The following is a 13,168-nucleotide window of genomic DNA, read 5'->3' as shown; positions in this document are numbered from 1 at the left end:
CGTAGTGGTCATCGTAGCCGCTCGGGCGGGGCCTCCCGTACGCCGGGCCGGGGCGCGGGCGCCTCGGAGCCGAAGCGGGCCGCCACCCGGGTGGCGGTGCCGACGGCCCAGCCGGTGGTGGAGACCAGGCCCAGGACGAGGATCACGCCGCCGAGGCCGACCACGATCCACCAGCCGGCGTGGCTGGCCGGGGCGAAGCCGGTCACGACCGGGCCGACGACCGCCGAGGTGACCACGGTGCCGATCACGGCGACGCCGAGCGACTGCCCGACCTGGCGGCTGGTGGAGGCGACCGCGGCGGCCACGCCCGCCTGGGCGCGCGGCATGCCGGAGACGGCCGCGTTGGTGATCGGGGCGTTGACCATGCCGAAGCCGAAGCCGAACAGCGCGTACGCGGCCAGCAGCAGGGCGGGCGGGGAGTCCGCGGTCAGCCGGGTGAGCAGCAGCCCGCTGGCGGCGAGTCCGAGACCGGCCGCGACCAGCGGACCGCGCGGGCCGCGGACGCCGACGATCCGGCCGGACAGCGGTGCGCAGACCAGCATCATCCCGGCCATCGGCAGGGTCCACAGGCCCGCCTCGACCGGGCTGTAGTCGCGGACGTCCTGCAGGTAGAGGGTGTTGAGGAAGAGGAAGCCGCCGAGCGCGGCGAACGCGCAGACCGCCGTCACGGTGGCGCCGGTGAACGGCACGCTGCCGAAGAAGCGCGGGTCCACCAGCGGTTCGGCCACCCGCCGCTCCCAGAGCGGGAAGGCCACCAGCGCCGCCAGCGCGGCCGCGGCGAGGGTGAGGATCAGCGGGGAGGTCCAGCCGTGCTCGGGGCCCTCGATGATCGCGGCGGTACCGCTGCCGAGCAGCACCACCATCAGCAGCTGCCCGACCGGGTCCAGTCGCCGGGGCCGCGGCGCGCGCGACTCGGGGACGTACCGGGCCGTCAGCAGGCAGGCGACCAGCCCGATCGGGACGTTGATCAGGAAGATCGACGGCCAGCCCGCGCCGTCCACCAGGAAGCCGCCGAGCAGCGGGCCGAGCGCCATCGAGATGCCGACCACCCCGCCCCAGACGCCGATCGCCTGGGCCCGCTCCCGGGGTTCGGTGAAGGTGTTGGTGATGATCGACATCGCCACCGGGTTGAGCATCGAGCCGCCGACGGCCTGCACCGCGCGGAACACCACCAGCCACTCCAGGCTGGGCGCCAGGCTGCAGAGCAGCGAGCCGAGGACGAAGAGCAGCAGTCCGGCCTGGAACACCCGGCGGCGCCCGAAGCGGTCGGCCACCGAGCCGAACAGCATCAGCAGCGAGGCCAGCACCAGGGTGTAGGCGTCGATGATCCACTGGAGCCCGGAGGCCGGGGCGTCGAGGTCCTTCTGGATCGCCGGGAGGGCGACGTTCACCACGGTGTTGTCGAGGCCCACGATGAACAGGCTGAGGCAGCAGATCGCCAGGATCAGCAGTCGACGGCGCCGGCCGGCCGCTGCGGGGAGGGTGGGATCGGGCACGATCCGATCCTCGCACGCGGTCGGGCTCAGGCCGGTGCGAAGCGGACCGTACGGGTGGCGGGGTCGGCCGCCGTCAGCCGGACCCGGATCTCCTCGCCGAGCGGCAGCCCCGGATGGCCGGGCTCCCCGTCGCAGCGGGCCCGGACGGCGGGTTCGCGCAGCTGGACGGTGCCGTAGGCGGGGCGCTTCTCGTCCACGTCGACGACCACCGCGGCGAAGTCCTCGCCCTCCCGGCCGGCCAGCAGCTCCGCCTCGACCAGGTCCACGCAGGCCCGCTCGACCTCGGCCGCGCGGCGGTCCCCGCCCGCCATCAGCGCGGGCACGGCCGGCAGCGCCTCCCGGGCCCAGTCCGGGACGTCCTCACCGGCGGCGACGGCCGCGCAGACCTCCTGGGCGAAGCGGTCGGCGAGGCGGCGCAGCGGCGCGGTGCAGTGCGCGTACGGGGCGGCGAGCGCGGCGTGCCCGGGGTCGGCCGGGGCGGGCAGGCCCTGGGTCTCGTCGAAGGCCCGGTAGCCGGCGCCGCGCAGCAGCCCGGTGCACTCGTTGAGGAAGGCCGCGTGCAGCGGGGCACCGGGGTCGAGGGAGCGGATCAGCTCCGGATAGGGGACGGTCTCCGGCCAGTCGACGTCGAGCGCGGCGGCGACCCGGCGCAGCCGCTGGTACGCGGCGGCGGGTGCGGCGGGCAGGGTGCGCAGCAGGCCGACGCCGGCGTCCAGCATCAGCTCGGCCGCGCACATGCCGGTGAGCAGGGAGATCTGCGCGTTCCAGCCGTCGGCGGGGCCGGGTGCGCGGTAGCCGAGGAGGTAGCCGCGCGGGGTCTCCTCGATCTCCTGCTCGGGGACGGGCAGGCTGATCCCGCCGCGGGCGCGCTCCTGCTCCTCGCGCAGCCGGCCGACGGTGGCGAGCAGGGCGAGCGGTTCGTCGGCGCCGCCGGCGTCCACGGCGCGCTGGACCTCGGTGTAGTCGAGCCGGCGGTGCGAGCGGACCAGGGCGCGGCGCAGGTCGGCGAGGACGACGGCGCCGTCGGCGTCGAGGTCGAGCTGCCAGAGCAGGGCGGGGCGGGTCTCCCCCGGCAGCAGGCTGGCGGCGTCCTCGGAGAGCCGGGCGGGGTGCAGCGGGACCCGGCGGTCGGGGAAGTAGAGGGTCTCGACGCGGCGGCGGGCCTCGGCGTCGATCTCCCCGCCGGGGCGGACGAAGGCGGCGACGTCGGCGATCGCGTAGTGCACCCGGTAGCCGCCGCCGGGGCGGTGCGCGAGGTGCATGGCCTGGTCGAGGTCGCGGGAGCCGGGCGGGTCGACGGTGAAGAGCGGGAGCTCGGTGGCGTCGTACTCCGGCAGGCGCGGGGACTCGGCGGCCTGTTCGGCCTCCGCCAGCACGGCCTCCGGCCACTCGGTGCGGATCTCCAGGCGGGTGCGCAGGTCGGCCAGTTCGGCGTTGATCCGGGCGGAGTCGGCGGCCTTGACCCGCAGTTTTCGGCGTGGCATGGAGGCAGCGTAGGGCGAATCGGGTGATTCCGGGCGGAGGTCGGCGGCGGCGGGCGCGCCGACCGGCGGCCGGGTTCGGGCCGGTTTCAGCGGACGAGGAGGGGGCGGAGGTCCTTGGCGGCGGGGGCGGCGGAGGCGTCGTCGCCGGGGACCGGCCGGGGCCCGCTGGTCCCCGTAAGGACTCCTAGGGTGGTCCCCAGGTGTCGGACGCGAAGGGGGCTCGTCGATGGGCGCGGTACGGGTGACAGGGGCGGCGGTGGCCGGGGTGCTGGCGGCGACGGGGGCGCTGCACGCGGTGTGGGCGGTGACGCCGTGGCCGGCGCGGACACCGGAGGAGTTCGCGGACACGGTGGTCGGCACCGGCGACGGGGTGCCGCCGGTGGCGGCCTGCCTCGCGGTGGCGGGACTGCTGGGGACGGCCGCGTACCTGGTGGGCGCGGAGGCCGGGGTGCTGCCGGCGGCCGGGGCGGAGCGGGTGCGCCGGGCGGGCGTGCGGACGGTGGCGGGGGTGCTGCTGACGCGCGGAGCCGCCGGGCCGCTGCTGTTCGGCGGGCTGACCGAGCGGACCGAGCGGTTCAGGCGGCTGAACCTGCGGTACTACTCGCCGCTCTGCCTGGCGCTCGGCGCCGGGGCGGCCGTGGTCGCGGCGGCGGGCCGGGGCGGGGGCGTGGATCCGGACGCGGACGCGGGCGCGGCTCCGGGCGCGTAGCGGGGTCGGCGGGGTTACCCGCCGCCGGGCCGGGTTGCGTAGGGTGGCGGGGTTCGTCCGCCACAAAATGTTGAGGAGTCCGCTGTGCTGGTGCTGTTGCCGCCTTCGGAGGGCAAGGCCGCGTCCGGGGACGGGACCCCGGTGGCGCTCGACGGGCTGTCGCTGCCCGGGCTGACGGCGGCGCGCGCACAGGTGCTGGACGCCCTGGTCGGCCTCTGCCGGGGTGACGAGGAGGCCGCCGCCGGGGTGCTCGGACTGAGCCCGGGCCTGCGCGGCGAGGTCGCCCGGAACGCCGGCCTGCCGACGGCCGGTGCGCTGCCGGCCGGCGAGGTGTACACCGGCGTGCTCTTCGACAACCTCGGCCTGGCCACCCTCGACGAGGCCGCGTACGACCGGGCCGAGCGCTCGCTGCTGGTGTTCTCCGGGCTCTGGGGCGCGGTCCGGATCGGCGACCGCATCCCGCCGTACCGCTGCTCGATGGGCGTGAAACTCCCCGGCCCGGGGGCGCTCGGGGCGTTCTGGCGGAGCACGATGGCGTCCGTGCTGCCGGAGGTGGCGGACGGCCTGGTGCTGGACCTGCGCAGTTCGGCGTACGCGGCGGCCTGGCGGCCGGCCGGTGAGGTGGTGTCCCGGACGGCCACCGTGCGGGTGCTGCAGGAGCGTGACGGGAAGCGGTCCGTGGTGAGCCACTTCAACAAGGCCACCAAGGGGCGGCTGGTGCGCGACCTGCTGGTGGCGGGCGCCGAGCCGAAGACGCCCGGCGAGCTGGTGGACGCGCTGTCGGCGCTGGGCCACCGGGTGGAGGTCGCGGCCGAGGGCACCGCACGCAAGCCGTGGCAGCTCGACGTGGTGGTCACCGAGGTGCACTGAGCCGAGGTGTACCGAGCTGGGGTGCGCTGAGCCGAGAGGTACAGGTGCACCGGGGGCGGCGGCGGGCCGGGGGCCCGCCGCCGGTGTCTCAGCGCAGGTGTCTCAGCGCAGGTGCCCGGTGTCGTTGAGCAGCCGCAGCGAGGCGTTGCCGTCCGCGTAGTACTGGACGGCGCAGAGCGAGGCGGCCGACAGCTCCATCCGGTACAGCGAGTCCGGCGGGGCGCCGAGCGCCAGCCGGACCAGTGTCTTGATCGGGCTGACGTGCGAGACGACCAGCACGGTCTTCCCCGGGTAGCGGGCGAGGATCTTGTCGCGGGCGACCCCGGCCCGGTGGGTCAGCGTGGTGAAGCTCTCGCTGCTGCCGGTCGGCTTGGCCTTGGCGGAGCCGAGCCAGGCGTTGAGGTCCTCCGGGTGGCGCTCCTGGACCTCGGCGAAGGTCAGGCCCTCCCAGTCCCCGAAGTCGACCTCCCGCAGCCCGTCCTCGTACCGGACCTCCAGGCCGAGCCGGGTGGCGACGGTCTCGGCGGTCTGCCGGGTGCGGCGCATCGGGGAGCTGACCACGGCCTGGATGCTGCCGCGCGCGACCAGCGCCTCGGCGGCGCGCTCGGCCTGCCAGCGACCCTTCTCGGAGAGCTCCGGATCGCTGCCCCCGCTCCCGGAGAAGCGCTTCTGCGGGGTGAGGTCGGTCTCGCCGTGGCGCAGCAGGACGAAGGTGGTCGGCGTGCCGAGGTCGGCCGCGGCCGCCCAGCCGGCCTTCGGCGCGGCCTTCTCCAGCGGGGGCTCGGCGACCGGTGCGGCCGGCGCCGCGGGAACGGCGCGGGCCTTGGGCTCCCACGGCCGGCCGGCCTTGCCCGCGTCCATCGCCTCGTTCGCCAGCCGGTCGGCGTCCTTGTTCCGCTCGCGCGGGATCCAGGTGTACTTGACCTGGCCGCGCGGGAGGACGGTGCGGGCCTCGGCGGCGAGCGGCTGCATGTCGGGGTGCTTGATCTTCCAGCGCCCGGACATCTGCTCGACGACCAGCTTGGAGTCCATCCGGACGTCCACCGAGGCGTCGGGGTCGATCTGCCGGGCCGCCTTCAGGCCGGCGATCAGGCCCTTGTACTCGGCCACGTTGTTGGTGGCGTGGCCGATGAACTCGGCGTCCTCGGCGATGATCTGGCCGGTGTCGCCGTCCCGCACCACCGCGCCGTAACCGGCCGGCCCCGGGTTGCCCCGGGAACCGCCGTCGGCCTCGACGATGAACCTGCGCCCCGCCACCGGGTCAGATGCCCGAGTCGGCGGTGCGCACCAGGATGCGGCCGCAGTTGTCGCAGCGGACGACCGCGTCCTTGGGCTCGGCCTTGATGGCGTTCAGGTCGGAGACGGCGAACTCGACCCGGCAGCCCTCGCAGCGGCGCTGGAAGAGGCGGGCCGCGCCGACGCCGCCCTGCTGCTCGCGCAGGCGGGTGTAGAGCTTCAGCAGGTCGGCCGGGACGACGGCGACGACGGCCTCGCGGTCGCGCTTGACCTTCTCGGCCTCGCCGTCGATCTCGGCGAAGGCGGCGTCCCGGCGGGACTCGGCCTCCGTCAGCACGACCGTGGAGTGCTCGAGGCGGGCGGTCAGCTCGGTGACCCGGGTCTGGGCGGACTCCAGCCGCTCCATGATCTCCAGGACGACGTCCTCCAGGTCCCCCTGGCGCTTGGCCAGCGAGCCGATCTCGTGCTGGAGGTTCTCCAGGTCCTTCGGCGAGGTGATCGTGCCGGAGTCCAGCCGCTGCTGGTTGCGGGCGGCCCGGGCGCGGACCTGCTCGACGTCCTGCTCGGCCTTGGTCAGCTCACGGGTGGTGTCGCCGTGCTGGGCCTGGGCGGCCACCACGAGGTCCTTGAGCGCGGTGTGGTCGGCGGTGGCCTTGTCGATCTCGGCGTGCTCGGGCAGGCTGCGCCGCCGGTGGGCCAGCTGGTCGAGCTTCGAGTCGATGGCCTGGAGGTCGAGCAGGCGGATCTGGTCGGCGGGCGCGGCGTTCAAGCGGAGAGCTCCTGTGAATCGGGTCAGGCGGTGAAGGACATGGGGGCGTGCGCGGTCCACGGGTCGGTGACCTTGTGGGAGACCTTGGTCTCGACGGCCCAGCCGCGCTTCTCGGCGGCGCTGTGGAGAGCCCGCTCGGCCAGGGTGAGCCAGGGCCACTCGGTGGCCCAGTGCGCGGCGTCGACCAGGGCGACCGGCGCCGCCTCGACGGCCTCGGACGCCGGGTGGTGGCGCAGGTCTGCGGTGAGGTACGCGTCGACACCGGCCGCCCGCGCCTCGGCGAGGAAGCTGTCGCCCGAGCCGCCGCAGACCGCGACGCGGCCGATCAGCCGGTCCGGGTCGCCGGAGACCCGGACGCCGGCGGCGGTGGCCGGCAGGCCCAGGGCGACCTGCGCGGCGAAGGCGGCGAGGGTCAGCGGGGGCTCCAGCAGGCCGATCCGGCCACTGCCGCGCCGGCCGAGCGGGTCGGTCGGGTCCGCGACCAGCGGGCCGGTGACCTGGACCCCGACCGCCTCGGCGAGGGCGTCGGAGACACCCGGGTCGGCGTGGTCGGCGTTGGTGTGGGCCACGTGCAGCGCGATGCCGTTGCCGATCAGCGTGTGCACGACCCGGCCCTTGAAGCCGGTGGCGGCGACGCTGGTGGTGCCGCGCAGATAGAGGGGGTGGTGGGTGACCACCAGGTCGGCACCCCACTCGACGGCCTCGTCGACGACGGCCTGCACGGGGTCCACGGCGAAGAGCACCCGGCGGACCTCGGCCTGAGGGTCCCCGCAGACCAGGCCGACGGCGTCCCAGGACTCCGCCCACTGGGGCGGGTAGACCTCTTCGAGCGCGGTGATGACGTCGGACAGTTTCGGCACCTGTCGAGACTACCGTGCGCGCGGGGGCGTCCGGGCCGCCGCCCGTCCCGGGGCCGGTGCGCGCGGGGCGCACGGCGGGCCGTACAGGTGAGCGCCGGGCGTACGGATGCACGTCAACCCGGGGGCCGCCGGGTCGCGTCGGCGCCCCGGCTCCCACCCGCCGCGATCTGCCCGGCGGGCTCTGCCCACACCGACCCGCTCGTACATATTCGAAACACAAACCAGATCACCCTTACGAGTGAAGTGACCGGATTCGCGTTGAACCGCCCCGGCCTCGAAAGTAACTTCAGTCCTGCGAACGGGAGTTGCCCCGACAGTTGCCCCGACCGGGGGGTCGGGAAGGCGCTCCGCCGGTATCCGGTATGCGGTCCGGACGGCGACAGGGCCCGGGCGGACGCGGCCGGGGCGGCACTCCCGCACTTCCGAGGAACCGGTTCAGGCCACGGCCGTGCGCCCGGGTGCCGGAGCAGTGGGCACCGCCGGGCGCCGACCGAGACGAAGGGATGTGGATGCAGATGGGGGCGGGCACATCACTGCGGGCGGCCGGGGCGCGGGGATCGGCGGGCCACGGGCCGGATGCGGCCGGCCCGTGGCCGGAGGCGACGCGGGCCGCGCTGACCGACTCCGGGGGCCGGGGCGGCGGTGGCGGCCGAGGCGGCGGTGGCGGTGGAGGCTGGGAGGTCGCCGTCGAGGGCTTCTGGTGCACGGCCAGGCCGGCCGCGACGGGGCCGGTCGGCCCGGGCGAGCTGCTCGGCCCGGGGGGATCGGCCTCGCTGGAGCCCGGCGCGCCGGAGTCCGCCTCGCGGGAGCTGGCCGAGGAGGGCTGGAAGATCCATGTGAGCGCGGCCTCGGCGGTCGGGAGCGAGGTGCTGGCGGCGGTCGTCGGGGTGCTCGCGGACGACCCCTGCACCTTCAAGTTCGCCGCCGGGCCGGAGCGGCTCCACGAGATCAACTCCCGTAACAGCGACCGGGGTTCGGCGGGGAAGTTCATCACGGTGTACCCCGTCGACGACGAGCAGTTCCGGCGGCTGGCCGCCGGGCTGCACCGGGCGACCGCGGGACAGCCGGGCCCGGTGGTGCTCTCCGACCGCCCGTACGAGCGCGGGAGCCGGGTGCACTACCGGTACGGCGCGATCGCGGGCCGGGCCGAGCTGGGCAACGACGGCGGGTACCGGTCGATGCTGCGCGGGCCGGACGGCGAGCGCGTCGAGGACGTACGGGCGGCGGCGTACCGCTGCCCGCCGTGGGCGCGGGACCCGCTGGCGGGTGCGGCGGGGCCGGGCGCTGCAGGCGTTTCGGGTGTGACGGGTGGGCCGGGTGCGCCGGGTGCGCCGAAGCCGGTGGTGCCGGCAAAGCGCGGCGGTGTGCTGCTCGCCGGGCGGTACGCGCTCACCGCGGCCGTGCGGCACGGCGCCAAGGGAGGGGTCTTCCTCGGGCGGGACACGGACAGCGGCGCGGAGGTGGTGGTCAAGCAGGCCCGCGCGCACATCGAGGTGGACCGCTCCGGCACGGATGCGCGGACGGCGCTGCGGCACGAGGCGGCGATGCTGACCCGGCTCTCCGCGATGGCGGAGCCGGGTGAGGTGGCGGAGCCGGGCTCGGCGGCGGCGCCAGGTGCGGCAGGTGAGCCGGGCGGGGTGGGCGGGCGACAGCCGCTGGCGCCGCGTCCGATCGAGCTGATCGAGCAGGACGACTCGCTCTTCCTTGTGCAGGAACGAATCTCCGGGCAGCCGCTCGGTGGCTGGGTCGCCGCACGGCTGCGCCGCGACGGCAGCCCCGACGTCGACTGGGCCGAGGCCGGACCGCTCGCCCACGCCCTGCTCGACCTGGTCGAGCGGGTGCACGAGCAGGGGCTGGTGCTGCGCGACCTCTCCCCTGGCAACGTCATGGTGCTGCCGGACGGCGGACTGCGACTGGTCGACCTGGAGCTCGTCGCCGAGGCCGGTCGCCGGGTCGGCACGGCCGGCACCCCCGGGTACCGGGCCCCCGAGCAGGGGCGGCTCACCCTGGTGACGGGCGACGCGGGAGTCTGTCCGGCCGAGCCCGCCGCCGACCTCTATGCGCTGGGCGGGCTGCTCTTCCTGCTCGCCACCGGCCACGACCCGCTGCTGCCCGAGGACCTGCCGCGGGCCCGTCCGGTCGCCGACCGGCTGGGCCGCTGGCTCGCCCTCGCCGCCCGCGACGGCGACACCGCGCGCCGGCTCGCCCCGCTCGTCCTCGGGTTGCGGGCGGAGGAGCCCGGTCGGCGCTGGAGCCTGGGCCGGGCCCGGGAGGCACTCGTGCCCGCCGCGGCGCCGGGTCCTTCCGTGGGCTCCGGTCCTTCTGTCGACGCCGGCTCCGTCACCACCGCGTCCCCGGCCGCCGCTGTGGCCGCCGCCTCCGCGTCCGTCGCCGCCTCCGGTCTGCGGGCCGCCTCGCCCGACTCCGTCGTCGACCGGGTCCTGCACGACGGGCTGCGGCACCTGGCCCTGACCGCCACGCCGCTGCGACGCGACCGACTCTGGCCGACCGTGCCCGCCGGAGAGCGGTCCGACCCGTGCAATGTGCAGCACGGCGCCGCCGGGGTGCTCGCGCTGCTCGCCCGGGCCGCGCTCGCGGCGGGCCTGCCGGAGGAGGTCCGCGCGGAGGCCCTCCGGACGACCCGGACCGCCGCCGAGTGGGTCGAACGCCGCTGCGCCGCCGAGCCGGTCGTCCTGCCCGGACTGCACTTCGGCCGATCCGGTGCCGCCTGGGCCCTGCTGGACACCGCTGAGGTGCTGTCCGACCCCCGACTCGCCGGGCGCGCCGCGGAGTTGGCCCGCCGGATAACCGTCGAGTGGCCCAACCCGGACGTCTGCCACGGCGCGGCCGGCTCCGGCTTCCTGCAACTCCGCTTCGCAGCCGCCGGTCTGGGTGACGACTCCGACCGGGAGTTCCTGGCCCGGGCCGCCCGGTGCGGCCACGGGCTGCTCGCCGCCGCCCACCGCGCGCCGTACGGCACGGTGTGGCCGGTGCCGAAGGACTTCGACTCGGCGCTCGCCGGGATCACCCACCTCGGCTTCGCCCACGGCGTCGCGGGCGTCGGGGCCTTCCTGCTGGCCGCGGCCGAGGCCACCGGCGACCAGGACCTGCTGGCCGGCGCCGCCGAGGCCGGGCGGACCCTCGCCGCGACCGCCCGCCGGGAGCGCAGCGGCGGCCAGGACACGGCCTGGTGGCCGCAGAGCGCCGGCGACCCCGAGCACGTCCGACTGGCGCACTGGTGCAGCGGATCCTCCGGCGCGGGCAGCTTCCTGGTCCGGCTCTGGCAGGTCACCGGCGATGCCGCCGCACATGAACTCGCCCTCGCCGCCGGACGGGCGGTGCCGGCCGGGCGCTGGCACAGCGGCATCGGCGCCTGCCACGGGCTGGCCGGCAACGGCGAGTACCTGATCGACCTTGCCGACGCCACCGGTGACGACGAATTCCGCTCCGCTGCCGAGGAGTTGGCACACCTGGCGATCGCCAGGTCGGCGCTGCGCGACGGGCTGCTCGTCCTGCCGGACGAAACCGGCACGGGCTGCGCCGCCGCGTACGGCACCGGCACCGCGGGAGCGCTGGCCTTCCTGCTGCGGCTGCGGCACGGCGGACCCCGGCTCTGGGTGGATCCCGTGCCACCCGCCGCCGGCCGCCGGCCCCCCGCGGGCAAACCCGAGACGAGTGGTGCGAAATGAACGTGGCCACCCGCGCGGCGACGCATGCGCTGCGCCGCCTCAGCTTCACCTTCGCGACCGACGGCAGCCACGCCGCCAGCCTGGCCTCCGCCGCCGACGGCGGCTGGTACGTGGAGAGTTGGCGGCTGCCCCCGACCGGGCCCGCCACGCCGACCGCGCTGCCGCTGCCCGGGAACCGCTCGGAGAACCTGCGCTCGCAGCTGATCGCACTGCCGGACGGCTCGGTGCTGGTCTGCCGGCACGACGGCGAGCGGCACGATCTGGTACTGCTGTCCGATCCCGGCCCCGGGCGCGAACCGGTCACCTGCGAACAGCAGTTGGCCACGCTGCGGATGCCAGGTCTGCGACTGCTGCCGCTGCCCCTGCCGCCCGGCGGCGCTCCCCGCGCGGGCGAAGCCTCCCGGGCACCGGTCGCGCTCGCGCTCGGTACCGACACCCGGCCGGCCACCACCGCCTGGCTGCTGCGCACCGACGGCAGCGAGCCCGAACAGGTCGCCGAGATCCCCGGGTTGCACGGCGGCGGGGTCTGGCTCGACCACACCGGCGCCCTGCTGGCGCTCGACCGGGTGAACTCAGGGGTCGTCCGCACGGTCGTCCTGGACCTGCGCAGCGGCGACGTCACCCCGCTGCTGGAGATCGGCGAGCGCAGCAACGACCGGTTGGTGCTGTTCGATCCGGACAGCCGCTTCGCGATGGTGCGCAGCGACGCCCCCGCCACCGACCGGCTCGGCTGGGGCGTGCTGGGCGGCGGGGAACCCCTGCGGTTCCCGGAATGCCTGCACATGGCGGGCATGTTCCTGCGGCCCGTCGCGCTGCGCCCCGCGCCGGACGGGCCCCGCGTGGCCGTCCAGGTCGACCACGGTGCCGGCTCGGCACTCGCCCTGTGGCGGCCCGCCGCGGGGCGGCTGGATCCGCTGGCCGTGCCGCCCGGCCGGCTGGGCGCGGTCGGACACTGGTCGGAGGCCGGACTGCGGATGCCGTACTCCTCCCCCGACCACCCGGCCGCGCTGGCCACCCTGGACGTGGACGCGCTGCTCGACCACGGTCCGGCCGCCGCGACGACCGGGCCGGTACCGCTGCCCCTGCAACTGGCGCCGCTCGGCTCCGGCCTGCCCGGGCCGTGGCGGGACACCGTCCTCCCGTGGCAGCCCGGCACCCCGCGCACCTCCCCTGCCGCGCCGCCCGGTTGGCAGCTCGACGGCAGCACCCCGCCCGGGGACGGCGGCCGCTGGCACCCCGCCCAGAGCCTCGAACTCGCGGGCCCGGCCGGTCCGTTGGAGGCGGTGGTGTACGGCGGGGACGCCTGGTTGAGCAGCCCGCACCTGGTGCTCGCCCTGCACGGCGGCCCGGCGGACGCCTGGCGGCTGGAGTTCGACCCGGCGCTCCAGCGGATGGCCGCCGAGGGACTGGCCGTGATCGCCCCCAACCAACGCGGCTCCACCGGCTACGGGTTGGCGCACGCGATGGCCATCCGGGGCGCCTGGGGCGGGCCGGACCTGGACGACGTCCTGTACCTCCTGGACGGCATCGCGGGCCAGCGCGCCGCGCTCGGCCTGGAGCCACCGGCCCTGTTCGGGGTCAGCTACGGCGCGTTCCTGGCCCTGCTGGCGGCGGCGCACGCACCCGCCGACCACGTCGCGCGCTGCGCGGTGGTCGCACCGTTCCTGTCCGGCGCCCGCCTCCTGGCCGAAGCATCTCCTCCGGTGAGGGCGTTGACGACGCGGCTCGGCGGCGGCGAGCCGATCGCGGACGCCCGCGGCCCCCGCGACGTCCTCCAGCTCGCGCACCGGCTGAGCGCACCGCTGCTGGTCGTGCACGGGGACCGGGACGAGGTCGTCCCGGTGAGCCAGTCCCGTTCGCTGCGGCACGAGTTGCTGCGGATCGGCCGCACCGAGGGGGCCGACTTCCGCTACGTGGAGGCGGCCGGCGCCGGGCACGAGGTGCTCGCCGAGGAGGGCGCCGCGGTGCTCCACGAACTGCTGGCCGCCTTCCTGCGCACCGGCCGGCCGGGCTAGGCCCGGGCCCTGCCGAGTCGGGCCGGCCGAGTCGGCCCCG

At 76.3% G+C, this 13,168-nt stretch carries 9 protein-coding genes; 4 read left to right on the top strand and 5 right to left on the bottom strand.

The genetic code is table 11. The features are described from left to right. Nucleotides 1-8: 8 nt before the first annotated feature. Together ACFVVX_RS01620 and ACFVVX_RS01615 are read right to left on the bottom strand one after the other, a co-directional pair. A complete protein-coding gene (locus ACFVVX_RS01620; protein WP_387940173.1) occupies nt 9-1,496 on the bottom strand; it encodes an MFS transporter in 1,488 nt (495 codons plus the stop codon). Nucleotides 1,497-1,522: 26 nt separating this feature from the next. After that, on the bottom strand, nt 1,523-2,980 hold the full coding sequence (locus ACFVVX_RS01615; RefSeq protein ID WP_387940171.1) for an RNB domain-containing ribonuclease: 1,458 nt from the start codon (nt 2,978-2,980) through the stop codon (nt 1,523-1,525). 226 nt (nt 2,981-3,206) lie between these two features. Between ACFVVX_RS01615 and ACFVVX_RS01610 the strand changes: the two genes are divergently transcribed. Both ACFVVX_RS01610 and yaaA read left to right on the top strand, forming a co-directional pair. Beyond that, on the top strand, nt 3,207-3,689 hold the full coding sequence (locus ACFVVX_RS01610; RefSeq protein ID WP_387940169.1) for a DUF3995 domain-containing protein: 483 nt from the start codon (nt 3,207-3,209) through the stop codon (nt 3,687-3,689). A gap of 84 nt (nt 3,690-3,773) precedes the next feature. Continuing rightward, entirely contained in the window at nt 3,774-4,559 is a 786-nt protein-coding gene (gene yaaA / locus ACFVVX_RS01605) for a peroxide stress protein YaaA (RefSeq protein WP_387940167.1), read from the top strand. 102 nt (nt 4,560-4,661) lie between these two features. Here yaaA and ACFVVX_RS01600 read toward each other — a convergent pair whose 3' ends face one another. Genes ACFVVX_RS01600 through ACFVVX_RS01590 form a run of 3 tightly spaced genes read right to left on the bottom strand, consistent with a single transcriptional unit; the run spans nt 4,662 to nt 7,424 of the window. Beyond that, entirely contained in the window at nt 4,662-5,816 is a 1,155-nt protein-coding gene (locus ACFVVX_RS01600; RefSeq protein ID WP_387940165.1) for a bifunctional RNase H/acid phosphatase, read from the bottom strand. Nucleotides 5,817-5,820: 4 nt separating this feature from the next. Further along, nucleotides 5,821-6,564, bottom strand: a complete 744-nt coding sequence (locus tag ACFVVX_RS01595; RefSeq protein ID WP_387940163.1) for a zinc ribbon domain-containing protein — start codon at nt 6,562-6,564, stop codon at nt 5,821-5,823. A gap of 23 nt (nt 6,565-6,587) precedes the next feature. Next, nucleotides 6,588-7,424 carry a Nif3-like dinuclear metal center hexameric protein gene (locus ACFVVX_RS01590; RefSeq protein ID WP_387940161.1) on the bottom strand — a complete coding sequence of 279 codons (837 nt, stop codon included), beginning with the start codon at nt 7,422-7,424 and terminating at the stop codon, nt 6,588-6,590. A 509-nt stretch (nt 7,425-7,933) separates the two neighbouring features. On the opposite strand from ACFVVX_RS01590, the gene ACFVVX_RS01585 reads away from it, so the two are divergent. Beyond that, nucleotides 7,934-11,113 (top strand): lanthionine synthetase LanC family protein, encoded by a 3,180-nt coding sequence (locus ACFVVX_RS01585; protein ID WP_387940159.1) that lies wholly within the window; start codon nt 7,934-7,936, stop codon nt 11,111-11,113. After that, on the top strand, nt 11,110-13,128 hold the full coding sequence (locus ACFVVX_RS01580; protein ID WP_387940157.1) for an alpha/beta hydrolase family protein: 2,019 nt from the start codon (nt 11,110-11,112) through the stop codon (nt 13,126-13,128). Before ACFVVX_RS01585 ends, ACFVVX_RS01580 begins: the two co-directional genes overlap by 4 nt. Nucleotides 13,129-13,168: the final 40 nt, after the last annotated feature.

It is taken from the genome of Kitasatospora sp. NPDC058170, assembly GCF_042883905.1.
In the GTDB taxonomy this organism is placed as follows: domain Bacteria; phylum Actinomycetota; class Actinomycetes; order Streptomycetales; family Streptomycetaceae; genus Kitasatospora.
The sequence above is the reverse complement of the archived record's forward strand: the minus strand, read 5'-3'. Positions and strand labels throughout refer to the sequence as shown.

What these genes read in the sequence shown, in the direction of transcription:
- ACFVVX_RS01615 (WP_387940171.1), bottom strand. Translation starts at nt 2,980, where the DNA reads ATGCCACGCCGAAAACTGCGGGTCAAGGCCGCCGACTCCGCCCGGATC.
- ACFVVX_RS01610 (WP_387940169.1), top strand. Translation starts at nt 3,207, where the DNA reads ATGGGCGCGGTACGGGTGACAGGGGCGGCGGTGGCCGGGGTGCTGGCG.
- ACFVVX_RS01585 (WP_387940159.1), top strand. Translation starts at nt 7,934, where the DNA reads ATGCAGATGGGGGCGGGCACATCACTGCGGGCGGCCGGGGCGCGGGGA.
- ACFVVX_RS01580 (WP_387940157.1), top strand. Translation starts at nt 11,110, where the DNA reads ATGAACGTGGCCACCCGCGCGGCGACGCATGCGCTGCGCCGCCTCAGC.